Source organism: Streptococcus sinensis (assembly GCF_000767835.1).
Classification (GTDB): domain Bacteria; phylum Bacillota; class Bacilli; order Lactobacillales; family Streptococcaceae; genus Streptococcus; species Streptococcus sinensis.
Map to the genome: position 1 here is coordinate 14,387 of NZ_JPEN01000103.1, position 25,712 is coordinate 40,098.

Below are 25,712 nucleotides of genomic sequence, written 5' to 3' on the forward strand. Positions count from 1 at the left end.
ATGGGCGATAGTATCTATTTGTTTAAGGGAATCTTGAAAGCTGAAACTCCTTTTATGATTGGTAATGGTGATGATACTTATTCTGATATGGATTTGCTTAGGAATCATAAAAAAGAACCATTTATACCTGGTACGGCTTTAGCAGGAGTTTGTAGAGCCTACTTGGAAAAAGATGATAACTTTAAAGATAAGGTGAAGAACTATTTTGGTGAAGGTAAGAAGGGACATGAATCAACGAAATATAGGCAGAGTCAAGTCATTGTCTACGATGGACAATTAGAGGGAGCTGAGAAACCGCCCACTCGTATTCGTGACTCTGTAAAGTTGGAAAATAAAGTAGTAGTTGATGAAAGTAAGTTTGATTTTGAGATTGTTGAAGCAGGAGCTGCCTTTTCCTTCCGACTAGAATTTAAAGTAGATAAGGAAAAAAGGAATGAAGTAGAGAGTCTTGTAAGAGCATTGATTGCAGGTTTTCATCATGGAGAGATTCGAATCGGTGGAAAAAGTAATCGAGGATATGGCTATTTTAAACTCCTTCCCTCTCTAGATTTAGATACAGCGGGAGTAAAATGCAAATATTTTGATTTGACAGATTTAGGTAAATTAAAAGATTACATCAATTGGGACTGGTCAAAGGCGACATTTACTGAAGAACTATCTCTGAAAGAACTACCACAAGAATCACAAAATAATGCCTTTAAATCTATACCACTTCAGTTGCATAGTTTTCTTTTCATCCGTGATTACGCTCACAATGAGGAGTATGAGGATGGGACTATTGATGCAGTCCCACTTAAAAATAGTAAAGATGAAGTAGTGATTCCAGGTACTACTTGGGCAGGAGTCTTCCGACACCATATGGAGCGAATTTTAAATCAGTTAGATAGAAAAGTAATTGGTAAGATTTTTCCTAAATGTAACATCAATAAAGAATCTTGGCCTAAAGCGCTTATAGAATATTTATTTGGCTATGTTCATGAGGAAAAAAGTGATAAGAATGACGAGCCTCAGGCTTCTAATAATCAGGCTTCACATATTTTTTTTAAAGAGAGTCATTTTGAAAAGGGAAACGTTTCAGAAATCTTAAGAACCCGAACAGCTATAGATCGCTTTACTGGTGGAGCTTCAAAAGGTTTGTTATTTAATAACAAACTAGCATATACTCAGGGGGATAGATCTAGTTGCTGTTTAGAGATCGGCCTATCGCGAGAGTTGAAAGATGAAGAAAAACAGTATGATTTTGTAAAATCCTTACTTGATGTCTGTTTTGAGGATTTACAGGAGGGATATCTAGCTGTTGGTGGTCAAACTGCAGTCGGAGGGGGAATTTTTAGAAAAGGAGAGGTGAAAGATGACGAAGTTTGAAACGATAAAGAGTAAGATAACGCCTTTAACCCAGTTTGATAGCCTATCCCTATCAGGCTATACTTATGCTGTCTATTATTGGAGTGATGGAGTCGAAATAAAGGAATGCTCTTCGGGGAACAAGATCGAAACGAGTAGAACGGGAGCCTATCTTCTAGAGTTGCGTGCTTTTAATAAGAAACAAGAACTCTATCTTATCCGAGTGGAAGCTGGTGAACATGCTTATCAAGGTCGTATCAGACAAGATGAGACGGGGGATGATATTCTTATTTTCGATGAAGAACATAAAATTTGGGGAGATCCAGAGAAAAACAGTAGCGAAAATGGTAGTACCACTTTAAAAGAAGACCGTGGCATTGAAGTTACTCTGCCTATTTCTGTTGACAAAGGAGAGACTGCCTTTATCACTGTACGGAATTATTTCAAGACCGCTGATGGAGACTTACAGTCAGTCGACTGGCGTTTTGTTGCTTTGAGTAAAAAAGAAGCAACTCCTTACCTATCAGAAGTTAAAGGAGAAAATGATGGCTGACAATACATATAAATTTATCAATCCCTATACTTTCTTGCCTATCAAAGATGAAGCTCCTAATCGAACCAATCTTCGAAAAGGCTCCCTATCAGGAAGGATTCACTGTAAACTAAGCATAGAGTCTCCGACTTTTATCCCTAATACCAGTAAGACTTTTGAAGAAAAATTCGACAAGGATACTTTAAAAGGGCAAGATTTCTTTTCTTACCAAGACTTGAGCCAAGAAAGTAAATTTCCTTCAAATGTTCCAGAAGACCCCCGGATTCCAGGGAGCGAAATCCGAGGCATGATTCGCAATGTCTACGAACAATTAACTAATTCGTGTCTATCAGTTATTGATGAAAAAATGCAGGTAATCATTTCTAAGCAACCAGGCTTATGGAATAGAAAAACGAATATCGTAATGCCTTGTGATAGAGCTGAAATCTCTCAAAAAATAATAGAAAGAAAGAAATATAAGAATCTAAAAGCTTGTTGTCGTCCTGAAGCCTCCTATGCTACTGGCTATGTGGTATTTGAAGAGGATTCTCCACGAACGGAGTCAGAATCTTTTTTCTATTTTAAAAAGAATTATCAGGAGTTTAAACAAAATGGTAAGATAATAAATCTATACAGAGCCGGCACTCAGCAAATAGAAGATATACAAAAAGAGAATTCATTCCCATCCTTTTTTGTACAAACGAATGATATTCTAATGTTTGAAAAGGTGTTGGAAGAATACGGAAAGACAAATGAACCAGCACATGTGGAATATAAGGCAGCATACGAAAATATCAATGAGTGCCCATTATTACCTGTATACTATGCTCAAGTTGATAATGCTCTCTATATGTCCCCTGCCTGTATCACGAGTGAAGTTTTTTATCATACTTTTTCCAATATACTCCGAGACAATCATTCTGGACACCAGCCTTGTGATGGAGCTGGCGATCAGTGGTGTCCAGCCTGCTGTCTGTTTGGTAAGATAGGGCAAGATGGAGAAGGACATGCTCTGGCTTCACGTTTGCGTTTTTGTGATAGCGAGCCTATCAGGGAAGCGGAATTTGAAGCCCCTTTGGTTTTACCGATACTTGGGGAACCTCGCTATACTACGACTGAATTTTATTTACAATCCCCTAAAGATAAAGATGTCCTTGTTTGGAATTATGAATACTATATTGAAGTGGAAGCTTCTGATGCAACTGAGGTACGGCAGTTATATACTCCTCGCTTAGCGGGACGTAAGGTTTATTGGCTCGGCCGGGATATACATGCCAAGGATAAAGATAATAAAAACAATTACAAAATGCGAAATAAGGTCCGCTGTTTGACCCAAGGTAAGTGTGAATTTGACATTTTTTTTGAGGATATGACCAAAGAAGAGCTGAAGCTCTTACTCTGGTGCCTGAAGCTTGAACCTGATTGCTTCCATAGGATTGGGCGTGGTAAGCCATTCGGTATGGGGAAGGTTAAGATAATTGTTGAAAGGGTGGACGAAATCACTTATAGCTTAGATGAGAATCATAAATTAAAAAGAAACACTCGCGATATTAAGTCGGATTATGAAAGAATAAGCTACTCCGACAAACAGAAGGATATCATGGAGCATCTTTCTAGCTATATGAAAGTGATTAGTGAAACCGTTGACTATCCAAGACTTGAGGAAAACGGACCAATTTACGAATGGTTCTCTAACAATAAAGGTAAGAACTTAGGAAAAGTCTATATTCGAGAAGTTTTGGCTCCATATCCTGAAACGGGGGTCGTTAGTCGAGATAACTAGCTACAATAAACTGATCTTAGGTAGTCGTGAGCTATCCATGACTGGTTCTTGTTTGAATAAAAAAAGACGAATTGCATCAGCAATCGTCTTTTTCGTTCTCTTGCTAATGCGCTAGCGTTTATTCCTATTATTTTCCCTTCTAGCGAAACCTACTATTTAGCTGGAGCTCTTTCTAGTGTATTTATCACTCCATAATTTCAGCCTTCTTTAAGAAAAAATTCAGTCCCGTTTAAGCAAGCCTCCCTATAATAATCCTAGCATGTGAAAGGATATAAGCTTGTGTGCTCAAGATTTATATTACTTCATCATGTTAAAATCCATGAAAATATGAAATTTAGAAAGAGGAAAACTTTTAAATGGATATGGAAAAAATGATTGTGGTTGAGAAGAGTACTAAGTGGTGGATGACCGTAGTAGCTAGTGCATCCTTAGCTGTCGGAGCGGTCGGTGGCTATGGGATTGCTGCTTTGACTCAAAGAAGTCCGCAGCAAAGCTTGGTGCAGGCTACTATGCCACAGCAAAACAATCAAGAGGGCAAGATGCCAGGTCAAGGTGGACAACCTCCTCAAGGTCAGGGACAGGGAAATGAAAATGGCATGCCGCCTCAGATGGGTGGACAAAACGGTCAAGATGGACAAGGCGGTCCTGGAGGTCAGCACCCTCAAGGAAACGGTCAGCAGGGTGACTCGCAGCAAGAAAATAAATCAAAAAAGAAGCCATCAAATGCTGACGGTACAACAAAAGATGACAAAAGCAGTGAGACAATAGAAAATAATTCGAAAACAACAAATTCTTAAAGTATTTTCAATAAGTCATGATATAATAGAAAAAGATAGGTTAAGATAAGATGAGAAGTGCTTGTCATGTCTCTATTAAACGAAACGACATAAGCTTTTTCTAAAAAGGGAGGAACAGGATGATTAAGATTTTATTAGTAGAGGATGACCTTGGTCTGTCAAACTCAGTATTTGATTTTTTAGATGATTTTGCAGATGTTATGCAGGTCTTTGACGGTGAAGAAGGCTTATACGAGGCAGAAAGTGGCGTGTATGACCTGATTTTGCTGGACTTGATGCTTCCTGAAAAAGATGGCTTCCAGGTACTCAAAGAATTGCGTGAAAAAGGGGTTACCACTCCTGTCCTCATCATGACTGCCAAGGAAAGTATCGATGATAAAGGCCATGGTTTTGAACTTGGTGCAGATGATTACCTGACCAAGCCATTTTACCTGGAAGAGCTTAAAATGCGGATTCAGGCCTTGCTCAAACGGTCTGGCAAGTTTAATGAAAACACCCTGTCCTATGGCGATGTAGCGGTCAATCTTTCGACCAATTCGACCTTGGTAGACGGAAAAGAAGTAGAGCTGCTGGGCAAAGAGTTTGATCTGTTGGTCTACTTCCTTCAGAATCAAAATGTCATTTTGCCTAAGACTCAAATATTTGACCGTTTATGGGGCTTTGACAGCGATACGACGATTTCTGTGGTGGAAGTCTATGTATCCAAGATTCGGAAAAAATTGAAAGGAACGACTTTTGCGAATAATCTACAAACCCTTCGCAGCGTCGGTTACATTTTAAAGAATGCTGAATAAACTCAAACAAACCTTTTATGCGGATGATTTTTCTTATTTCATTCGCTATTTTGGTGTATTCACCCTGATTTTCTCAGCTATGACTTTGATTATTATCCAAGTCATGCGCTCCAGTCTTTATACGACCGTTGATGATAATCTAAAAAGTTTAAGTCAAAGTCCGGCTTCTGTTGCGAGTTTGGCTTATCGGACAACAGGCCAGCAAGAGCAAGATCCGAAGAACCTAGAACATGACCAAGCTCCTGATATCAAGATTGAGGAACCGGGCAGGGCAAATGTCAGTGCCAACACTTTTGCTATTCTTTTGGATGATGATTACCACAATTTGACGGCGCAGAATGGTTTTTTGAACTTTGATTCGGTCAAATTTAACAAGCGTTTCCTTAATCAAATCAAACAAATTCAGCTGACCAATAGTTATGGGCAGGTCGAAAGTTACCGGGCCTATCTGTTTGATATTGACCCAGATGATGAAATTGAACATGTCAAATATGCAGTGGTCATGACTAGTATCAGCCAGCTGGAGCAGACCAGTGAAAAGCATGAGAAGCTGATTGCGATTGTCATGATTAGTTTTTGGGGCATTTCTTTGATTGCTAGTATTTACCTAGCACGGATGAGCGTCAAGCCTCTCTTGGACAGCATGCAAAAGCAGAAGTCCTTTGTTGAAAATGCTAGCCACGAATTGCGGACGCCTCTAGCTGTGCTGCAAAATCGACTGGAATCTCTCTTCCGTAAGCCTGAGGCTACAATTATGGAGTCTAGTGAGAGTATCGCATCCAGTTTAGAGGAAGTGCGAAATATGCGTCTACTCACGACCAACTTACTCAATCTAGCAAGGCGAGATGACGGCATAAAGCCAGAATACGGTGAAGTCACGCCAGACTTCTTCACGACAGCTTTTTCTAACTATGCTATTATCGCGGAGGAAAGTGATAAGGTCTTTCGATTTGAAAATCTAGTGTCAAAATCAATCACGACGGATAAAGTCTTGCTCAAGCAGCTCATGACCATCCTTTTTGATAATGCCATCAAGTACACTGAAGAAGATGGAGAGATTCATTTTATGGCTTTGGCCAGTGACCGAAGTCTGATTTTGCGGATCTCTGATAATGGTCCAGGAATTGCTGGTGATGATAAGAAAAAAGTTTTTGATCGCTTTTATCGGGTGGACAAGGCTCGAACCCGTCAGAAAGGCGGCTTTGGACTGGGACTATCTCTAGCGAAACAAATCGTGGATGCCCTGAAAGGAACTATCACAGTCAAAGACAATAAACCACGCGGCACCATCTTTGAAATCAAAGTGCCTCTAAAGTCGGATATCAGAAAGCGAATCAGCAAAGGCTGAAAAAATTTTCATTTAATTTACAATTTTGACAGATTCTGCGGTATAATAGAGGGAAGAAAATAAAGAGGTGAAGATTATGACAGCAAAAATGCTACACACTTGTTTACGGGTAGAGAATTTGGCGGCTTCTATTGCCTTTTATGAAGAGGCATTCGGTTTCAAGGAACTGCGTCGTAAGGATTTTCCAGAATACGCTTTTACCATTGTTTATCTAGGTTTGGAAGGCGATGACTATGAGCTGGAGCTGACCTATAATTACGATCACGGGCCTTATGTGATTGGTGATGGCTTTGCTCATATCGCACTTAGTACGCCTGATTTGGAAGGATTGCATGCTGAGCATGCTGCCAAGGGTTATGAAGTGACTGAGCCGAAAGGCCTGCCGGGTAATCCGCCAAATTACTACTTTGTCAAAGACCCTGACGGCTACAAGGTTGAAGTGATTCGAGAGAAAAGTCTTTAAAAATAGGTTAAACTTGTATTTTAGCACTTGTAAAATACAAGTTTTTTAACATCAGAATCACTTTGTGATAGACAGCTTAGGGGAAAATAGATGAAAAGACAAGATAAAAGGAAGCATACTCAAAAAAGGAGATTTTTTCTCAGTCTCCTGAATGTGTTTTTCTTAGGGCTCCTGATTTTAGGTGCTGTGCGAATCCATGCGATTTTTCAAGAAAGGGATTTTCAGAAAAAGGTCGCAGAAGTGATTGCAAAGGAAGAAAAAGAGCATGCTGGCAATGCTGAGAAGCAGGCTGGAATGATAGGCAGCCATTATGTGGCAGCTTTTTATCCTCTTATGAATGGCCAGCCTTTTCAAAGCGCTAAAGAGCAAATGTTACAAGATAGTCAGAGCATTACAGATGACAAGAAAGAGGCTGGAAATATGACTGCCTTGACCTTTTACTACACAGAAGAAAGGTCATCCAGTCTGGCAAATACAAAGGAAATTGTTATTCAAAGGAAAGATTACGATATCATAAAGAGAACCATCAAGTCTGAGGATGTAAGAGAAATTGCTTCAACTTATATAAATCAAGAGGGAGCAGTAGTGACCTTGGACAAGCTGTTTCAAAATCCAGAAGCCACAAAGGAAATCTTTATAAATGAGCTGACTAGTCAGTTGACCTTTCGGCAGGTTAATGAAACAGATCAAACGGCAGCTTTGAATGCCCTCCGAGAAATGGATATGAGTCAGTGGAACTTTCATTATGAGGCTGGCTTATTCTCTATTCGTTTGCCCAAAGAAATTCACGGGGTGACGAGCTTGATGGTGCCTCTCTCAAATTTCTACGACCAAATCCATTCTGAATATCTGCAGGGCGATGATTTGGAGGCTTATCATCAATACGAAATCAAACGGCATGAGAAAATGGTGGCTCTGACCTTTGACGATGGCCCAGACAGTAAGACCACCCCTCAGGCCTTGGAAATTCTGAAAAGATACAATGCTAAAGCGACCTTCTTTATGGTGGGACAAAATGTTGCAGCCAATCCAGAGTTGGTCAAACGTGTTCATGAGGAAGGTCATCAACTTGGCATTCATACTTGGAGCCATCCAGTCCTGACCAAGCTGCCTCTGGACCAAGCCAAAAAGGAAATCACAGACACGCAGGAGGCTATTTATCAAGCCGCAGGCATTCGGCCTTTGATTACACGGCCGCCTTATGGAGCGGTTAATGCAGCATTGCAAAACGCAGTAGATCAGTCCTTTATCATGTGGAATGTGGACAGTCTGGATTGGAAAAATCGTAATACCAGCGCTATCATGCAGGAAGTGGCCAAAACCCAGCCAGGTTCCATTATCCTCATGCACGATATTCATCAGACGACCATTGATGCTCTACCAAGTGTTCTTGAGTATCTAAAGAATAATGGTTATACACTAGTGACAGTTGATGAACTGCTGGAAAATCAGCTTCAACCACATCAGATTTACTATAGCAGAAATTAAGAAAAGCATTGGAAATTCAAGATTTCCAATGCTTTTTGCTTTGCTATCATCAGATAATAATATCGATTACTGTAATTCTCACTCAAGGCTGCACATACAGTTCTTGTTTTTTCAGGATAATTTCTCGAACAGAGGCGTATTTTTTGAGAGTTTTTAGTTCTTCCGGGTGGCTGATGAAGGTGATGACATAGCCTTCCTTGCCCATGCGACCTGTTCGGCCAGAACGGTGGGTGTAGGTTTCCAAATCGCGCGGCACTTCGTAATTGACCACGCATTCTAGAGAATCAATATCAATGCCACGGGCAACCAAGTCCGTCGCCAGCAAGAGCGTGATATCGTAATTTTTAAATTTTTCAAGAATAACCTTGCGGAATTTTACATTGACATCGCTGGCCAGGGAGACTGCACTAGCTCCTCGGTATTGAAGCTTTTCTTCGGCGGCGCCCAAATCTGACAGACTATTGAAAAAGACTAATCCACGAAATTCCTCGACATTGGATAGCTTGCGCAAGAGTTCGACCTTGTCACGTTTTTCCACCTGCATATAGAAGTGCTGGATATTGTCCAAAGTCTGGTCGTCAATGCTGATGCGCAAGGTATTTTCGGCGATCTTATCTTGGTCGAACTTAGCCGTAGCACTCATGTAAATCAGCTGGTGGTCACGCGGTGCATAATGCAGAATCTTATCAACAAATGCATACTGGGAATCACTGAGAAGCTGGTCAAATTCGTCTAGGATAATAGTGTCGACATTCATCATCTTGATTTTCTTTAGCTTGATGAGCTCAAAAATCCGCCCCGGTGTACCAATGAGGATTTCCGGACCTTTCTTAAGACGTTCGATTTGCCTTTTCTGGCTATTACCAGAGAGGAAGAGTTGGCTGCTCAAGCCCAAGGGCTCCGCCCAAGATTTACAAACATCAAAAATCTGTCCCGCAAGCTCTGTATTTGGAGCTAAAATCAAAAGCTGCTGCGCTTTTTTAGGCTTCAATTTCAATAAGCTAGGAAAGAGATAGGCCAATGTCTTGCCCGTACCGGTCGGACTGATGCCTAGCACCGTCTGACCCTGAGAAATGGGCTGGAATATTTTTTCTTGGATGGCAGTCAGTTCAGCAAAACAGAGCTGATTTAGCTGTTCCTGCCAGACTGTTGGAAATGTTTCTTTAATCATGGTCAACCTCAAATCTAATGCCAGCATCTTTTCTCATGGCAAACATGCACTCATGAACAGTAGCAGCAGCCTGCAAATAGTCACTGTAAAGCTCTTCTTGGCCACCTTTAAGCACCTGAGCAAAAGCCTGAGCCTCTTCCAGCATTTGGTGGTCTGCTTGGCGGATAGCTAGACTTTCCGTCTCTCCATTGAGCTTTTGGAAAATAGCAGAGCGGATATATTCGATACCGTCTAAGGTCAGGGTGCCTTGGTTTGTGTAGATTTCAGCCGGCAGCTGGCTGTTGATATTTTTTCCAGCCTGAATGCGGACCTGAAAATCAGGATAAATCAGACTGCCTGAACCGTTGAGATCAACACTATTTGGCAGTTGCTGAGCTGTGTAGCAGACGCTTTGTGGAGCGTCAAAAAGCCGGACAGCAGCATAAATCGTATAGACCCCCAGGTCCATCAGAGCACCGCCTGAGAATTTAGCTGAAAAAACATTAGGTTCTTGTCCACTCAACAAGGCTCCCATTTTGGAGGAGTATTTGGCATAGGTGAAGTTGGCTCCCCAGATTTTCTTATCCTTGAGGAAGTCGCGGATGACTGTAAAAGCTGCTTCATGGTAGTTTCTGGCTGCTTCAAAGATATAAACCTGATGTTCAGCTGCCAGCTTGACCAATTCTTGCCATTCTTCAGGTCTTGATACAGCCGGCTTTTCAACAATGACATGTTTTCGAGCCAAAATGGCTACCTTGGCATGGTTGAAGTGGAGGCTATTGGGACTAGCGACGTAGACCACATCTAAGTCAGCTGATAGGAATTCAACCATATCGGTGTAGAGGGCGACATTTTCATAGGCTTCTGCAAAACGCTCCGCTGCACTAAGTGTCCGTGAATAGACAGCTGCTAACTCATACTCACTACTCAGTCGGGCTGCTTTGATAAACTCATGGGAAATAAATCCCGTGCCAATGATACCGAGTCTTAACATGCTTTCTCCTTTTATAATGATTTTCCTAATTTTTCTTGATTCACCCTTTCATTATATCATGAATTGCGGTAAAATAGATAGGATAACAAGTAATGGAGAGAACAATGCAAAACAGACCTATTATTATCGGTGTTACAGGTGGCTCAGGTGGCGGGAAAACCAGTGTTTCTCGAGCGATTCTTTCTAATTTTCCTAATGAAAAGATTGCCATGATTGAACACGATTCCTACTACAAAGATCAGTCCCACCTGACTTTTGAGGAGCGGGTTAAGACCAACTATGACCATCCTTTTGCTTTTGATACAGACCTCATGATTGAGCAAATCAAGGAACTTTTGGCTGGTCGTCCAGTGGACATTCCAACCTATGATTATACGGAGCACACTCGCAGCAGCAAAACCTATCGTCAAGAACCGCAGGATGTCTTCATTGTGGAGGGAATTTTGGTCTTGGAAGATCAACGTTTACGCGATTTGATGGACATCAAGATTTTCGTCGATACTGATGATGATGTACGGATTATCCGCCGGATTAAGCGGGATATGGAAGAGCGCGGCCGCAGTCTGGATAGTGTCATTGAGCAGTATCTTGGTGTCGTTAAGCCCATGTACCATCAGTTTATCGAGCCGACCAAGCGCTATGCGGATGTTATCATTCCAGAAGGCGCTTCTAACAAAGTTGCGATTGATTTGATTACCACCAAGATTGAAAAGATTTTGGAGGAAGCAAGAGAAGGATAGAAAGGAAGTCTGGTGTTACACTGGACTTTTTGGGTCAATGATGAAAAAGTTAGTCAAAAGAGAATTTCATTCGCGATCGAAGTTTTTTGCCTGTCTGCTGACCTTTTGCGCAGGCTTTGTGGATGCCTACACTTTTATGGAGCGTGGGGGTACCTTGGTCGCTGGACAAACAGGGAATGTCGTCTTTTTGTCCGTTGAGCTGATTCACCATAAAACTGGAGAAATTGAAGTGAAACTGGCTACCATGCTGGCTTTCATGCTGGGTATTTTCCTGATAACTGTTTTCCGCCCCATTTTCGAGCAGTCTTTATGGCGGGTAACCAGTATCTCGCCTCTGGTGCTTATCTGTACCTTGGTAGGTTGTATGCCAAATACAGTGCCAAATATGTTTATCGTTCCTCCAATCGCTTTCTGCATGGGAGTTGTTGCGACAGCCTTTGGCGAAGTAGATGGCATTGTCTATAATAATTCTTTTATGACAGGAAATATCAAGAAAACGATGGTAGCTTTTGGAAATTTTGTCCGAACTAGCGAAAAGCCGTATCTGAAAGAAGGTATCTTTTTCGTTGCTTTGTTAGGAAGCTTCATCACCGGAGCTATTATTTCTACTTACCTCATCCAATTTTACGCTTTGCGAACGATTTGGATTGTTGCAGTGATTCTTTTTGCTTTCATGATGTTCAGGCTCACTCAGTATGTGAGAAGGAGTCGCTAAACATTTCACCAGTACGAGTGTTGCTCTGCTGGTTTATTTTATCTTCAATAGTTGAGAATTTTCTATACTGAAAAAATATTCTGAAAATGCTAGGTTATTTGTTGACAGTTCGATTCTACTGTGTTAAAATACTAGCAATAACATTTCAAAAGGAGTCAGTCAAACATGAAGTCAACCCAATATTCAAACTTTGCTTTGTTGTTGCGTTACTCGGGCTAGTGCGAAAGCATTAGTCCTGTTTGGCTTACCAAGCGGGAGTAAATCAACATCTCGCTTGGTTTCAAGCGAGATGTTTTTTGTTTTATACTCTTCGAAAATCTTTGGATAGGATGCACTGCGCTAGGGCGAACTTAAAGTTCCCTTCACAGTTTCATTTCTTAGCGACATTGATTTTCATTGACTATTTCCAGTAGCTATTTTAAACGCTATAGAAAGAGGGATGTTTATGCGCAAAATTGAATTTCTAGATACCAGCCTTCGGGATGGTGAGCAGACACCGGGAGTGAATTTCTCTATTAAGGAAAAGGTAGCCATTGCCAAGCAACTAGAAAAATGGGGAATTTCCGCCATTGAGGCTGGTTTTCCAGCTGCTAGTCCAGATTCATTTGCGGCGGTGCAGGAGATTGCCAAAGTCATTACTAGGGCTTCTGTGACTGGTCTGGCGCGTTCGGTTAAATCTGATATTGATGCCTGCTACGAGGCGCTCAAGGATGCCAAGTATCCACAAGTCCATGTTTTCATTGCGACCAGTCCCATTCACAGAGAGTTCAAGCTGAAAAAGTCTAAGGAAGAGATTTTAGAAGCCATTAAGGAGCATGTTTCCTATGCTCGTTCTAAGTTTGAGATTGTTGAGTTTTCACCCGAGGACGCGACACGAACAGAGCTGGACTTCCTCCTTCAAGTTGTCCAGACAGCAGTTGATGCGGGCGCTAGCTACATCAATATTCCAGATACGGTTGGTTTTACCACTCCGGAAGAGTTTGGCAATATCTTCAAGTATCTGATTGACAATGTCCAAACGGATCGTGAGATTATCTACAGTCCTCACTGTCACGATGATTTGGGAATGGCAGTAGCAAACAGCCTGTCTGCGGTCAAATACGGAGCTAGGCGGGTGGAAGGCACGATCAACGGTATTGGCGAGCGTGCTGGTAATGCTGCGCTGGAAGAAGTAGCAGTTGCTTTAGAAATTCGTCAAGACTATTATCAGGTTGAGTCGGATATCGTCCTTAATGAAACCATCAACACTTCTGAGCTGGTGTCCCGCTTCTCAGGTATTCCAGTGCCTAAAAACAAGGCGGTCGTTGGTGGCAATGCCTTCTCTCATGAGTCCGGTATCCATCAGGATGGTGTTCTTAAGAATCCACTGACCTATGAAATCATCACACCAGAGCTGGTTGGGGTCAAGAGCAATTCACTACCGCTTGGCAAGCTGTCTGGCCGCCATGCCTTTGTCGAAAAACTCAAAGAACTGGCTCTGGACTTTGCGGAATCTGAAATCAATGATCTCTTTGCTAAGTTTAAGGTCTTGGCTGATAAGAAAAATGAAGTCACAGATGCTGATATTCGGGCTCTGATTGCCGGAACGACGGTCGAAAATCCTGAAGGCTTCCACTTTGATGATCTGCAGCTGACGACCAACGACGACCATACCATCACAGCGGATGTGCAGTTGGTTAATGGGGACGGCGAGACGGTCAGCTGTGTGGCGGAAGGTAAAGGAAGCGTCGAAGCCATCTTTAATGCCATCGACCAATTCTTTAACCAATCTGTTCAGCTTTTATCTTATAACATAGAGGCGGTGACGGACGGTATTGACTCTCAGGCTCGCGTCTTGGTAGCTGTTGAAAATACGGATACTGATACAATTTTCAACTCCTCTGGTATTGACTTTGATGTTCTTAAAGCCAGCGCCATTGCCTATATCCATGCCAACACCTTTGTGCAAAAGGAAAATGCTGGTGAAATCGGCCATCAGGTATCCTACCGCGATCTGCCTGCAAATAATTAGAAGGAAGCGACTATGACAAAAGAAATTGTAGCTCTGGCGGGTGACGGTATCGGCCCAGAAATCATGGAAGCCGGTCTCCAAGTTTTGGCTGCTGTTGCGGACAAGTTCGGCTTTGCTTATCATATCACGGAGAAGGCTTTTGGAGGTGCTGGGATTGATGCGGAAGGTCATCCTCTGCCTCAGTCAACGTTGGCAGCAGCCAAGGAGGCGGATGCTATTCTCTTGGCAGCTATCGGCAGCCCCCAGTATGATAATGCACCGGTTCGGCCTGAGCAAGGTTTGCTAGCTCTGCGCAAGGAACTTAAGCTCTATGCCAATATCCGTCCGGTTAAGATTTTCGATGCCCTTAAGCATTTGTCGCCTTTGAAAGCTGAAAGAATTGCTGGTGTGGACTTCGTGGTCGTGCGCGAGTTGACAGGTGGGATTTACTTTGGTGAGCATATTTTGAAGGATAAATCTGCGCGTGATATCAACGACTACAGTTATGAAGAGGTGGAGCGGATTGTCCGTAAGGCCTTTGATATTGCGCGTGGTCGCAGAAAGCGCGTGACCAGTATTGACAAGCAAAATGTGCTAGCGACATCCAAACTCTGGCGCAGAGTAGCGGATGAGGTGGCCAAGGATTATCCAGATGTGACCTTAGAGCACCAATTGGTGGACAGCGCAGCTATGCTCATGATTACCAATCCTGCTAAGTTTGATGTCGTAGTAACGGAAAATCTCTTCGGGGATATTCTCTCAGACGAGTCCAGTGTCTTGTCAGGGACGCTGGGAGTTATGCCATCGGCCAGTCATTCGGCTGCTGGGCCAAGTCTTTATGAGCCCATCCATGGTTCGGCTCCCGATATTGCGGGGCAGGGTATTGCCAATCCTATCAGCATGATCCTTTCTGTAGCTATGATGCTGGGGGATAGCTTTGCGGAGCTTGAAGCTGCAGAAGCGATTGAAGCAGCGGTTGAGAAGACTTTGGGTCAGGGTGTCTTAACCCGAGATCTGGGCGGTCAGGCAGGAACAACTCAAATGACGGAGGCAATTATTAATAACTTATGAAATGGATATTAACGGGTATTTGCCTGCTATGGAACCTTGTCGTTTTCCTGCTTTATGGCTGGGATAAGCGAAAGGCTAAGAAAAATCACTACCGCATTCCAGAGAAAACCTTGCTCTTATCAGCTCTGGCAGCCGGAGGTTTGGGCGCTTTCTTGGGTGGTCGCCTCTTTCATCACAAGACCAGAAAATGGTATTTCTGGTTGGCTTGGATTTGCGGAATGATAGTGGAAATCGGAATTTTATATTACATATGGAGAAGCTAGTATGGCTGGAAAATCGATTTTTGATAAGCTTTGGGACAGGCATGTCATAACAGGCCAAGAAGGCCAGCCCCAGCTTATGTATGTGGATCAGCATTATATTCATGAAGTAACCAGCCCTCAGGCTTTTCAAGGCCTTCGAGATGCAGGGCGCAAGGTCAGACGGCCGGATTTAACCTTTGGAACTTTTGATCACAATGTCCCCACTGTCAATATCTATGACATCCGAGATGCGATTTCTAAGGCTCAGATTGATAAGCTTTCTGACAATGTCAAGGAGTTTGGCATTGAGCACGCAGCTCACGGATCGGAGTTGCAGGGGATTGTCCATATGGTTGGACCCGAAACTGGCAAGACTCAGCCGGGCAAATTTATCGTCTGCGGTGACAGTCACACGGCCACTCACGGAGCTTTTGGAGCTATTGCTTTTGGAATCGGTACTTCGGAGGTGGAGCACGTTTTTGCCACGCAGACCATTTGGCAGGTCAAGCCTAAGAAAATGTTGGTCAAATTTACCGGAGTGCCACCTAAAGGTGTCTATTCCAAGGACTTTATCCTCGCTCTGATTGCCCGCTATGGTGTGGCCGCTGGTGTCGGTCATGTGGTCGAGTATGTTGGTGATGCGATTGACCATCTGACCATGGAAGAGCGCATGACTATCTGCAATATGTCCATTGAGTTTGGCTCCAAGATGGGCATTATGAATCCCGACCAGAAGACTTATGATTACGTTCAAGGGCGGCCGGGCGCTCCCAAGGACTTTGAGGCGGCGGTAGCTGATTGGAAGACTCTAGTCAGTGATCCTGATGCTGTCTATGATAAGATCATTGAGATGGATGTTTCCGAGCTGGCACCTATGGTGACTTGGGGAACCAATCCTTCTATGGGAGTAGAGTTCGGCGCGGCTTTTCCAGAAATCTGTGATATGAACGACGAGCGGGCCTACAATTACATGGATCTCTCCCCAGGTAAGAAAGCAGAAGATATTGACCTAGGTTATATCTTTATCGGATCCTGTACCAATGCCAGACTCAGCGATTTGCAGTTGGCAGCTAAGTTTGTCGCTGGCAAGCATATCGCTCCCAATCTGACAGCTATCGTCGTACCAGGCTCTCGTCCGGTCAAGCGGGCTGCTGAAAAGATGGGGCTGGATAAGATTTTTATGGAAGCGGGCTTTGAGTGGCGCGATCCGGGCTGCTCCATGTGTCTGGGAATGAATCCAGATAAGGTGCCAGACGGAGTCCACTGTGCCTCTACTAGTAATCGGAACTTTGAGGATCGTCAGGGATTTGGCGCTAAGACCCATCTTTGCAGTCCAGCCATGGCAGCAGCGGCAGCTATTGCCGGACACTTCGTAGACGTCCGCCAGCTACCGGAGGTCCAGTAAGGAAGTTTTATGGAAAAATTTACAATCTACACGGGGACAACAGTCCCCCTCATGAACGATAATATCGATACGGACCAAATTTTGCCCAAGCAGTTTCTCAAGTTAATTGATAAAAAAGGCTTTGGCAAGTACCTCATGTACGCTTGGCGCTATCTGGACAATCAGTACACCGAAGATCCTGATTTCGTCTTTAACAGACCAGAGTACCGTAAGGCGACTATTCTGATTACAGGGGACAATTTCGGTGCGGGTTCCTCTCGGGAGCACGCTGCCTGGGCCTTGGCTGACTATGGCTTCAAGGTAGTTATTGCCGGATCTTTCGGGGATATTCACTATAACAACGAGCTTAATAACGGTATGCTGCCTATTGTCCAGCCGCTGGAAGTGCGGCAAGCCTTGGCTAATCTGAAGCCGACGGATGAAGTGACGGTGGATTTAGAACAGCAGAAGATTTTTTCACCAGTGGGAGAATTCTCCTTTGACATTGATGGAGAATGGAAGCACAAGCTTCTCAACGGTCTGGATGACATCGGCATTACCCTGCAATATGAGGATTTGATTACAAAATATGAAAAAAATCGTCCATCTTATTGGCAGTAACCTTATTTTTGCTATATTGAGAAAATTCTGAAAAAGCTTGTATCCGATAAAAATATATGGTAAAATAAATCTTAATTTAATAGAAAAGGAAGAAACTTATGACAAAACACATTCAATGGAACGGACAGCTTTCACAAGAAGGTTATGACATCTTGAAAGGTGATGGCGGCTGTATCGTTTGCCCGACCAAGGTGGGTTACATCATCATGACCAGCGATAAAGCTGGCTTGGAGCGTAAGTTCGAAGCTAAGGCTCGTAACCGTAATAAGCCAGGTGTTGTTCTATGTGGCAGTATGGATGAGCTCCGTGCTTTGGCTCAGCTGAATCCGGAAATTGAAGCTTTTTATCAAAAGCATTGGGATGAAGACATCCTCTTGGGCTGTATCCTTCCATGGAAGCCAGAAGCTTTTGAAAAGCTCAAAGCTTATGGCGACGGTCGGGAAGAGCTGATGACAGATGTTCGTGGCACTAGCTGTTTTGTTATTAAGTTTGGTAAGGCGGGCGAGCAGCTGGCAGCTAAGCTTTGGGAAGAAGGCAAGATGGTCTATGCATCCTCAGCCAACCCATCCGGTAAAGGAAACCGAGGCAAGGTCGAAGGAATTGGCGAGCGTATCGAAAATGCTGTTGACTTAGTCATTGAAGCAGATGACTATGTAGCCTCTATCCAGCCAGATAAGACAATCGAAACTCGCTATGAGCAAGGCGTTATGGTCTCAATGGTTGACAAGGATGGAAAACTGATTCCAGAACAAGGTGGCCAACGTTCCATCTCACCAGCACCAGTAGTCATCCGCAAAGGCTTGGACATAGACAAAATCATGATGCACCTGTCCGATACTTTCAACTCATGGGATTATCGTCAGGGTGAATATTACTAAGATAAAAAGAAGCTCAGTGTGAGAGGGGATTTCCTCTTTACACTGGGCTTTTTAGTTTGGAACTTTAAGTTCAAAATCTTTACCCATTTTAAAATTATTTCTAAATAGAACAAAACCCTTGACAGATGTAATATCCGGTGTTACAATTTATGAAAACGATTCGATATAGAAATAAATTGGAGTAAGGAATGAATCAAGTTAAAGAAGCAAAGAAATTACTGGATGAGGCAGATGCGGTTTTGATAGGGGCTGCTGCTGGATTATCAACCGCTGCAGGTTTAGATTATGCTGGTCAGAGATTTCAGCAACATTTTTCAGACTATATAGAAAAATATGGAATGACTGATATGTATTCTGCTGGATTTTATCCTTTTCAAACTTTGGAAGAAAAGTGGGCATATTGGTCACGACATGTATTATTAAACCGTTATGGCGAAAGTTTGCCTCTATATCAGGATTTATATAATCTTGTAAAAGATAAGGAATATTTTGTCATGACGACGAATGTGGACGGTCAGTTTGAAAAGGCTGGATTTGATCGAGAACGATTGTTTGAAATTCAGGGGAACTATGGTGAGTTTCAATGCTCAGTTCCTTGTCATCAAGAAGTATACTCAAACGAGGAAGCCATCAAGAAAATGGTGAAGGCAAGTCAAAATTTAAAGATTCCAAGTGAGTTGATTCCGTATTGTCCGCGTTGTCAGGCACCCATGAATATGCATTTGCGGATTGATTCAACCTTTGTAGAAACGACGCTCTGGCACCAAGAACAAGAGGCTCTACAAAAATTCGTAGAGCGCTATGAAGATAAGAAATTAGTCTTACTTGAACTTGGAGTTGGCTATAATACGCCTACAATTATCAAATATCCTTTTGAAAGAATGACAATTTACTTTCCAAATGTTAATTTGATTCGTTTGAATATAGAAGACAAACCCAAAAAAGGCATCATCACGATTAATCAAGACATCAAGGAGGTACTGGCAGCATGGAAAGAGTAAAGAAATTGATTCACTATTTGGCACCAGATATCCCTACCCCAGAAAGCAAAGAGGAATGTGATTATCTATTTAAGGCTCTAAGGACAGTTTGGAAGCCACAAGAACTCCCTGCAGATTTTTGGGACTTACAGGATGCTTATCTGAAAGAGCAGGCGGAAAAGAAGGGGCAGACCTTGCTTTTAGAACTGGAAGAGGTAGCGCCTAACCTCTATCTCTGGCAGGGAGATATTACGACCTTGAAGGTTGATGCTATTGTTAATGCGGCTAATCATCAGCTTTTAGGCTGTTTCATTCCTCATCATCGCTGTATTGATAATGCAATCCATTCCCAAGCGGGTCTGCAGTTGCGCTTAGAATGTTATCAATTGATGGAGGAACAGGGGCATTTAGAGCCTACTGGGCAAGCTAAGTTGACAAAGGCTTATAATTTACCTGCTAAATATGTTATCCATACAGTTGGTCCTATTGTTCAAAAGGAACTGAGAAAAAATGACGAGGATTTATTGGTTTCTTCTTATCAGTCATGTTTAAAGTTAGCTGTTGAAAATGGGATTGAAAGTTTAGCTTTCTGCTGCATTAGTACTGGTGAATTTCATTTTCCAAATCAACGGGCTGCAGAGTTAGCAGTGAAGACAGTTCAAGATTTTATGATAAAACATCCTCAAATCAAGATTGTCTTTAATGTATTTAAAGATGAAGATTTAAACATCTATAAAGAGATTATTTCTAAATCGAAATAGTTGACAGATGTAATAAAAATGATTACAATAACTTTATAAAGTTCGATATAGAAGAAAAAGGAGACGAAATGGATAAGATGATAGGGGGCTATCAAGCTCTACAGATTCGTTTATTGAATGGGCGTATCTTTCAAAAACTATTGAGGAAGGAACCAGAAGCTCAATACAGAAGTGAACAAGGGAAAATTTTAACAGTGCTTTGGCAAAAAGAAGATGGTAGAGCAACTGCTACGGATATCGCCCTTGCTTCAGGACTAGCTAACAATACCCTGACCAGCATGATTAAGAAGTTAGAAGACCAAGGCTTGGTTACTGTAAAACCTTGTACTCAAGATAAGAGAAGAAAATTTGTTAGTTTGACCGAATTGGGTTGGGTACAAAAGGAAATTGGAGATCGTGTTAGTAAAGAGTTGGGCGATATTTTCTACCAAGGCTTTTCTGATCAAGAAATCCGAGAATTTGAGGCTTATCAAGAGCGAATTATCTCAAATCTAAAAGCTAAAGAAAATGAAATATAGTAGAAGGGAAAATGCTTATGATTGGTATTACGGGTGTAACAGGGAAATTAGGCTCCTATGTGGCTGATCTTGTCGACAAGAAAGGAATCGCTTCCGTCCATCTAGCACGAAGCCCTGAGCGTGCAAAAGTCTATGCGTCTGCGGAAATCCGTAAGATGGTGTATGCCAATACTCCAGAGGTGGTTGAGGCCTTAAAGGGTATCGATGTCCTGTTGATGGTCTCTGCTCGGGAAAATCCAGAGCGTGTAAAGGAACACAAGAGTTTTTTGGATGCTGCAAAGCTAGCGGGGGTGCAGCATATCGTCTATACCTCCTTTTATGGGGCAGATGAGAAGGCAACTTTTACCTTATCTCGGGATCATGCCCAGACAGAGGCTTATATCAAGGAGTTAGGATTCACCTACACTTTTCTCAGAGATAATTTTTACTTGGACTTATTTATTGATATTGCGCTTGAAAATGGAGAAATTCGTGGTCCGGTCGGCAGTGGCCTTGTGTCAGCTGTTGCCCGTAAGGACACATCTAGGGTTGCAGCGGAGATTCTCTTACATGCTAAGAAATGGGAAAATCAAACCTTGAATCTAACAGGACCAGAGGATCTTTCCATGGAAGAGATCGCGACACTCCTTTCAAGAGCAACCAAACAAATAATCACGTATGTAGATGAATCAGTAGAAGAAGCCTATGAGTCACGGAAAAAATGGCCAGCACAAACTTGGGAGTACGATGCCTGGGTCAGTACCTATACAGCTATAAAAGTTGGGGAACAAGCTGGGGTTTCAACAGATATCGAAAAAGTCCTAGGGTATCCAGCAAGTAGCCTATTGGATATTCTTAGAGACAGAAAACTTATTGAGGAAGAACATGATTGAATATAAAAATGTAGCGCTACGCTATACAGAAAAAGATGTCTTGAGAGATGTCAACTTACAGATTGAGGATGGTGAATTTATGGTTTTAGTGGGTCCTTCTGGTTCCGGTAAGACAACCATGCTCAAGATGATCAACCGCCTTTTGGAACCTACGGATGGCGATATTTACATGGATGGCAAGCGCATTAAGGACTATGATGAGCGTGAGTTGCGCCTTTCTACTGGCTATGTCTTACAAGCTATTGCCCTCTTTCCCAATCTAACAGTGGCAGAAAATATCGCTCTCATTCCTGAAATGAAGGGATGGAGCAAAGCAGATATTCAGCAGAAGACCTATGAATTGCTGGAGCTAGTAGGCTTACCTGCAGAAGACTATGCTCAGCGCATGCCGGGTGAGCTGTCTGGTGGTGAGCAGCAACGGGTGGGCATTGTCCGTGCCATTATCGCCCAACCCAAAATCCTACTGATGGACGAGCCTTTTTCAGCTCTTGATGCTATCTCGCGTAAGCAATTGCAGAGCTTGACCAAGAGTATTCATGACCAATTTGGGATGACGACAATCTTTGTGACCCATGATACGGACGAGGCTTTAAAGTTGGGGAATCGGATTGCTGTTCTGCAGGATGGGAAGATTCGTCAAGTGGCGACACCTGAGGAAATCCTATCTGCACCTGCGACCAGCTTCGTAGCAGATTTATTTGGAGGTGTTCAACATGGCTAATTTGTTTTCTACCTTTCAGGAGCGCTTTGGTGAATGGTTGGCAGCCTTAGGGCAACATCTCCAGCTATCTCTTCTGACCTTACTAGTGGCCATCTTCCTGACCATTCCGCTCGCTATCTATCTTCATAGTCACAAAAAGGCAGCCAATTGGGTGCTGCAAATTGCGGGAATCTTTCAAACCATTCCTTCAATGGCTTTGTTGGGACTCTTTATCCCTCTTATGGGGATTGGTACACTGCCGGCACTGACTGCTCTGGTGATTTACGCTATTTTCCCGATTTTAGAAAATACTGTCACAGCCTTGAATGGGATTGATCCTAGTTTAGAAGAAGCTGGAATTGCCTTTGGGATGACCAAGTGGGAGCGACTCAAGAAGTTTGAACTGCCTCTAGCTATGCCCGTCATCGTATCAGGAGTTCGGACGGCAACGGTAATGATTATCGGAACAGCAACTCTAGCAGCTCTTGTAGGAGCTGGTGGATTAGGTTCTTTTATCCTTCTAGGAATTGACCGTCGCAATGCCAGTCTAATCTTGATTGGAGCAATTTCCTCCGCAGTTTTGGCTATTCTTTTCAACAGTCTCCTTAAATGGATGGAAAAGGCTAAGCTTCGCACAGTATTTACAGCTTTTGCGGTCTTAATCCTCGGCCTCGGTGCTTCTTACACACCGAGTCTAATTCCCAAGCAGGAGAAGGATCATCTGGTTATTGCTGGGAAATTGGGTCCAGAGCCAGAAATTCTTATGAATATGTATAAACTCCTCATCGAGGAAAATACGGATATGACTGTGACAGTAAAACCTAATTTTGGGAAGACCGACTTCCTTTATCAAGCTCTGAAAAAAGGTGATATTGATATCTATCCTGAATTTACCGGTACGATTACTGGAACTCTTTTGCAGCCTACTCCAAAGGTCAGCAATGATGCAGAAGAGGTTTTTGAAGCAGCACGTGATGGAATCAAAAAACAAGACAATCTAATCTTGCTCAATTACATGGCTTATCAAAATACCTATGCGATTGCAGTGCCAAAGACTATCGCTCAAGAATACAATCTTAAAACGATTTCCGACCTCAAGGCGGTTCAGGATAAACTCAAAGCGGGCTTTACCCTAGAATTTAACGACCGTGAAGATGGAAACAAGGGTTTACAATCTCTATATGGTCTTAATCTTAATGTAGCGACCATGGAGCCAGCCCTTCGCTACCAAGCTATCCAGTCGGGTGATATTCAAATCACGGATGCCTATTCGACTGACGCAGAACTTGCGCGTTATGATTTACAAGTTTTAGAAGACGATAAGCACCTTTTCCCTCCTTATCAAGGTGCCCCTCTCATGAAGGCTGAATTGCTAGAAAAACACCCTGAGTTGGAAGATATTCTCAATAAGCTGGCTGGCAAAATTACGGAAAGCCAGATGAGCCAGATGAATTATCAAGTCGGCATTGAGGGTAAAAAAGCGGAAGCTGTCGCGCGTGATTATCTGGTCAAGGAAGGACTTTTAAAAAAATAATAAGTAAAAGAGTTAGACTTGTAAGATCTAGCTTTTTTGCTTACTTGAGGATAGCCAGACTACGGATTGGAGGAGATGAGTTGATCTCTTAGTCAGGAAATCTTCATCTATTTTTGGTATAATCAAGTATCAATGCATGGAGGTGTTTCGATGGCATCTAGTCAAGAATATTTGGATTTTATTCTGAAGCAACTGGAGGGCTTAGGGCAAGAAATTAGCTTTCGCAAGATGATGGGAGAGTATTTGCTCTATTATCGGGGGCGCTTATTCGGCGGGATTTATGACAATCGCCTGATGGTCAAGCCGGTCCAGCCAGCTCTGGATTTTTTTGAAAATCCGATTTATGAGTCTCCTTATCCAGGCGCAAAACCAATGCTTCACATAAAAGAAGTAGAAGATGCTGCCTTTCTCTGTAATCTGATTGAAGCAGCCTACCCTGCATTACCAACAGCTAAAAAGAAAAAATAGTCTTTCCTTTACAATAGATATTCTAAAAAATTGCCGTTTGAATAGACATTTTTAAAATTTTCCTTTATAATGGACTTAAAGGAGGTTTGGTATGCTTTATATTGCTCTTATTGGAGATTTAATTGAATCCAAACAGCTAAAAAATCGTAAGCAAGCCCAGAAGGACCTGCAGGACATGATGGCGGTGCTAAATCAGGATTATCAGGATTATCTGGTGTCACCTTTCACGGTAACGACAGGAGATGAGTTTCAGGCTTTGTTGCGCCTTAATCCTGAAGTCATGCGACTCATTGATCAGATTGCATTAGGATTTCCCCACCCGATTCGCTTTGGACTTGGTCTGGGTGAGATTGTGACCGAGATCAATCGCGAGCAGAGTATTGGTGCCGACGGTCCGGCCTACTGGAGGGCACGCGCAGCTATTAACGCAGTCCATGAGAAAAATGATTATGGCAGCAGTCGTTTGGCGGTATCCTTGGGCGATGACGAGCTCAGTCAGGCGGTAAATACAGTGCTGGCGGCTGCGTCCTTTATCCAGAGTAAGTGGAATAGCAGTCAGAGAGAAGTTTTGGAGCAGATGCTCATGGAATATGTCTATGATGAAAATTTTTCTCACGGGGAAATAGCAGAGCTGCTGCAGATTAGTCCCAGTGCGCTTAGTAAGCGACTCAAGTCGTCTGGCCTGAAGATCTATCTGAGAAATCGCCGTTTAGCTATGAGAATGATTTTACAGGCCGCAAAGGAGGCTGAACAATGACAAATTTTATGGGATTTTCAGAATTTTTCATGCAGAATCCGATTCTTGTATTGATTTTGCTGGCTCATGTACTAGCTGATTTTCAGCTTCAAAGTCAGAAAATGGCCGACCTCAAAAGCCGGCGGATGAATTTCTTAATTCTCCATTTGGGAATTGTTCTCTTGCCCTTGTTGCTCTTGGGGCTCATCTTACCTAATTATCTGCTATATTTCACCTTGGTCTGGCTCAGCCATGTACTTATCGACTTTTTGAAATACAGATTAAATTTTTTGATCGTCCCTCGCCATGCGCAAAAGTTTGCCTTTATAGTGGATCAGGTCTTGCATCTGATAAGCATTTTTGCTCTTTATTTTCTCTTAGGGCAGCAGCAAATTTCGTCTCCTCGCTGGCTGTCTGAACACTATCTCATGTTGCAGGCTTTCTTTTTCTTTACCCTCACTGGTAAGCCAGTCAATATTCTCTTTAAACTCTTCTTCAGCAAGTATCAGGCAGGGGAAGACAGTGGAGAGACTATTGCGGGGGCTGGTGCCATGATTGGGATATTAGAGCGCTTGATTATGGGACTTTCTCTTATTTTCGGGCAGTTTACTGCCATTGGGTTAGTTTTTACGGCTAAGTCTATTGCCCGCTATAATAAGATTTCAGAAAGCCAGTCCTTTGCAGAATACTATCTGATTGGCTCACTCTTTAGCATGATCAGCGTTTTACTGACTTATGGCTTGCTTTATTGGTAATAAAAAAGGAAGACTGGGATATGATGCTCAGTCTTTACTTTAATTCTTATTTTC

Annotated in this window: 27 protein-coding genes; 25 read left to right on the forward strand and 2 right to left on the reverse strand. The window is 42.7% G+C overall.

Annotated elements, in window-relative coordinates:
* From SSIN_RS08625 to SSIN_RS08660, 8 genes are all read left to right on the forward strand, one after another.
* The gene (locus tag SSIN_RS08625) at window positions 1–1,365 is read left to right on the forward strand and encodes an RAMP superfamily CRISPR-associated protein (RefSeq protein WP_037617971.1); all 1,365 of its coding nucleotides are present in this window, start codon (window positions 1–3) and stop codon (window positions 1,363–1,365) included.
* A complete protein-coding gene (gene csx19 / locus SSIN_RS08630; protein ID WP_037617973.1) occupies window positions 1,352–1,897 on the forward strand; it encodes a type III-D CRISPR-associated protein Csx19 in 546 nt (181 codons plus the stop codon). The genes SSIN_RS08625 and csx19 overlap by 14 nt, the downstream gene beginning before the upstream one ends.
* On the forward strand, window positions 1,890–3,659 hold the full coding sequence (locus SSIN_RS08635; RefSeq protein ID WP_037617974.1) for an RAMP superfamily CRISPR-associated protein: 1,770 nt from the start codon (window positions 1,890–1,892) through the stop codon (window positions 3,657–3,659). Before csx19 ends, SSIN_RS08635 begins: the two co-directional genes overlap by 8 nt.
* A 356-nt stretch (window positions 3,660–4,015) precedes the next feature.
* Complete coding sequence (locus tag SSIN_RS08640; RefSeq protein WP_037617976.1) at window positions 4,016–4,456, forward strand: hypothetical protein; 441 nt, start codon at window positions 4,016–4,018, stop codon at window positions 4,454–4,456.
* 119 nt (window positions 4,457–4,575) lie between these two features.
* Entirely contained in the window at window positions 4,576–5,250 is a 675-nt protein-coding gene (locus SSIN_RS08645) for a response regulator transcription factor (protein ID WP_037617978.1), read from the forward strand.
* Window positions 5,240–6,598: a sensor histidine kinase gene (locus SSIN_RS08650; RefSeq protein ID WP_037617981.1), complete on the forward strand. Its 1,359-nt coding sequence runs from the start codon at window positions 5,240–5,242 to the stop codon at window positions 6,596–6,598. The genes SSIN_RS08645 and SSIN_RS08650 overlap by 11 nt, the downstream gene beginning before the upstream one ends.
* Before the next feature lie 76 nt (window positions 6,599–6,674).
* Window positions 6,675–7,061 (forward strand): lactoylglutathione lyase, encoded by a 387-nt coding sequence (gene gloA, locus SSIN_RS08655; RefSeq protein WP_037617983.1) that lies wholly within the window; start codon window positions 6,675–6,677, stop codon window positions 7,059–7,061.
* Between the two features lie 90 nt (window positions 7,062–7,151).
* Window positions 7,152–8,549 (forward strand): polysaccharide deacetylase family protein, encoded by a 1,398-nt coding sequence (locus SSIN_RS08660; RefSeq protein WP_037617985.1) that lies wholly within the window; start codon window positions 7,152–7,154, stop codon window positions 8,547–8,549.
* A gap of 82 nt (window positions 8,550–8,631) precedes the next feature.
* On the opposite strand, the gene SSIN_RS08665 is transcribed toward SSIN_RS08660, so the two are convergent.
* Window positions 8,632–9,720: a DEAD/DEAH box helicase gene (locus SSIN_RS08665; protein WP_342341883.1), complete on the reverse strand. Its 1,089-nt coding sequence runs from the start codon at window positions 9,718–9,720 to the stop codon at window positions 8,632–8,634.
* On the reverse strand, window positions 9,713–10,693 hold the full coding sequence (locus SSIN_RS08670; protein WP_037617990.1) for a Gfo/Idh/MocA family protein: 981 nt from the start codon (window positions 10,691–10,693) through the stop codon (window positions 9,713–9,715). Before SSIN_RS08670 ends, SSIN_RS08665 begins: the two co-directional genes overlap by 8 nt.
* Before the next feature lie 104 nt (window positions 10,694–10,797).
* On the opposite strand from SSIN_RS08670, the gene udk reads away from it, so the two are divergent.
* From udk to SSIN_RS08755, 17 genes are all read left to right on the forward strand, one after another.
* Complete coding sequence (gene udk, locus SSIN_RS08675) at window positions 10,798–11,433, forward strand: uridine kinase (protein ID WP_037617991.1); 636 nt, start codon at window positions 10,798–10,800, stop codon at window positions 11,431–11,433.
* Window positions 11,434–11,473: 40 nt separating this feature from the next.
* Window positions 11,474–12,148: a YoaK family protein gene (locus SSIN_RS08680; RefSeq protein ID WP_037618106.1), complete on the forward strand. Its 675-nt coding sequence runs from the start codon at window positions 11,474–11,476 to the stop codon at window positions 12,146–12,148.
* Between the two features lie 445 nt (window positions 12,149–12,593).
* Complete coding sequence (locus tag SSIN_RS08685; RefSeq protein WP_037617993.1) at window positions 12,594–14,159, forward strand: 2-isopropylmalate synthase; 1,566 nt, start codon at window positions 12,594–12,596, stop codon at window positions 14,157–14,159.
* A gap of 12 nt (window positions 14,160–14,171) precedes the next feature.
* A complete protein-coding gene (gene leuB, locus SSIN_RS08690) occupies window positions 14,172–15,209 on the forward strand; it encodes a 3-isopropylmalate dehydrogenase (protein ID WP_037617995.1) in 1,038 nt (345 codons plus the stop codon).
* Complete coding sequence (locus tag SSIN_RS08695) at window positions 15,206–15,472, forward strand: DUF1294 domain-containing protein (protein WP_037617997.1); 267 nt, start codon at window positions 15,206–15,208, stop codon at window positions 15,470–15,472. The genes leuB and SSIN_RS08695 overlap by 4 nt, the downstream gene beginning before the upstream one ends.
* 1 nt (window position 15,473) lies before the next feature.
* Complete coding sequence (gene leuC, locus SSIN_RS08700; protein WP_037617999.1) at window positions 15,474–16,856, forward strand: 3-isopropylmalate dehydratase large subunit; 1,383 nt, start codon at window positions 15,474–15,476, stop codon at window positions 16,854–16,856.
* A 9-nt stretch (window positions 16,857–16,865) separates the two neighbouring features.
* Window positions 16,866–17,456: a 3-isopropylmalate dehydratase small subunit gene (gene leuD, locus SSIN_RS08705; RefSeq protein ID WP_002930202.1), complete on the forward strand. Its 591-nt coding sequence runs from the start codon at window positions 16,866–16,868 to the stop codon at window positions 17,454–17,456.
* Window positions 17,457–17,554: 98 nt separating this feature from the next.
* Window positions 17,555–18,334, forward strand: coding sequence for an L-threonylcarbamoyladenylate synthase (locus SSIN_RS08710; RefSeq protein WP_037618002.1), 780 nt, complete (start codon window positions 17,555–17,557; stop codon window positions 18,332–18,334).
* 188 nt (window positions 18,335–18,522) lie between these two features.
* Window positions 18,523–19,335, forward strand: coding sequence for an SIR2 family NAD-dependent protein deacylase (locus SSIN_RS08715; protein WP_037618005.1), 813 nt, complete (start codon window positions 18,523–18,525; stop codon window positions 19,333–19,335).
* The gene (locus tag SSIN_RS08720) at window positions 19,323–20,075 is read left to right on the forward strand and encodes a protein-ADP-ribose hydrolase (protein ID WP_037618007.1); all 753 of its coding nucleotides are present in this window, start codon (window positions 19,323–19,325) and stop codon (window positions 20,073–20,075) included. The genes SSIN_RS08715 and SSIN_RS08720 overlap by 13 nt, the downstream gene beginning before the upstream one ends.
* Window positions 20,076–20,143: 68 nt before the next feature.
* Window positions 20,144–20,593, forward strand: a complete 450-nt coding sequence (locus SSIN_RS08725; RefSeq protein WP_037618008.1) for a MarR family winged helix-turn-helix transcriptional regulator — start codon at window positions 20,144–20,146, stop codon at window positions 20,591–20,593.
* 17 nt (window positions 20,594–20,610) lie between these two features.
* Window positions 20,611–21,465 (forward strand): SDR family oxidoreductase, encoded by an 855-nt coding sequence (locus tag SSIN_RS08730; protein WP_037618108.1) that lies wholly within the window; start codon window positions 20,611–20,613, stop codon window positions 21,463–21,465.
* A complete protein-coding gene (locus tag SSIN_RS08735) occupies window positions 21,458–22,186 on the forward strand; it encodes an ABC transporter ATP-binding protein (RefSeq protein ID WP_037618010.1) in 729 nt (242 codons plus the stop codon). The genes SSIN_RS08730 and SSIN_RS08735 overlap by 8 nt, the downstream gene beginning before the upstream one ends.
* Complete coding sequence (locus SSIN_RS08740; RefSeq protein ID WP_037618012.1) at window positions 22,179–23,699, forward strand: ABC transporter permease/substrate-binding protein; 1,521 nt, start codon at window positions 22,179–22,181, stop codon at window positions 23,697–23,699. The genes SSIN_RS08735 and SSIN_RS08740 overlap by 8 nt, the downstream gene beginning before the upstream one ends.
* A 150-nt stretch (window positions 23,700–23,849) precedes the next feature.
* The gene (locus SSIN_RS08745; RefSeq protein WP_037618014.1) at window positions 23,850–24,167 is read left to right on the forward strand and encodes a TfoX/Sxy family protein; all 318 of its coding nucleotides are present in this window, start codon (window positions 23,850–23,852) and stop codon (window positions 24,165–24,167) included.
* Between the two features lie 91 nt (window positions 24,168–24,258).
* Entirely contained in the window at window positions 24,259–24,924 is a 666-nt protein-coding gene (locus SSIN_RS08750; RefSeq protein WP_037618015.1) for a SatD family protein, read from the forward strand.
* A complete protein-coding gene (locus SSIN_RS08755) occupies window positions 24,921–25,658 on the forward strand; it encodes a DUF3307 domain-containing protein (RefSeq protein WP_037618018.1) in 738 nt (245 codons plus the stop codon). Before SSIN_RS08750 ends, SSIN_RS08755 begins: the two co-directional genes overlap by 4 nt.
* The last annotated feature ends 54 nt before the right edge of the window (window positions 25,659–25,712 follow it).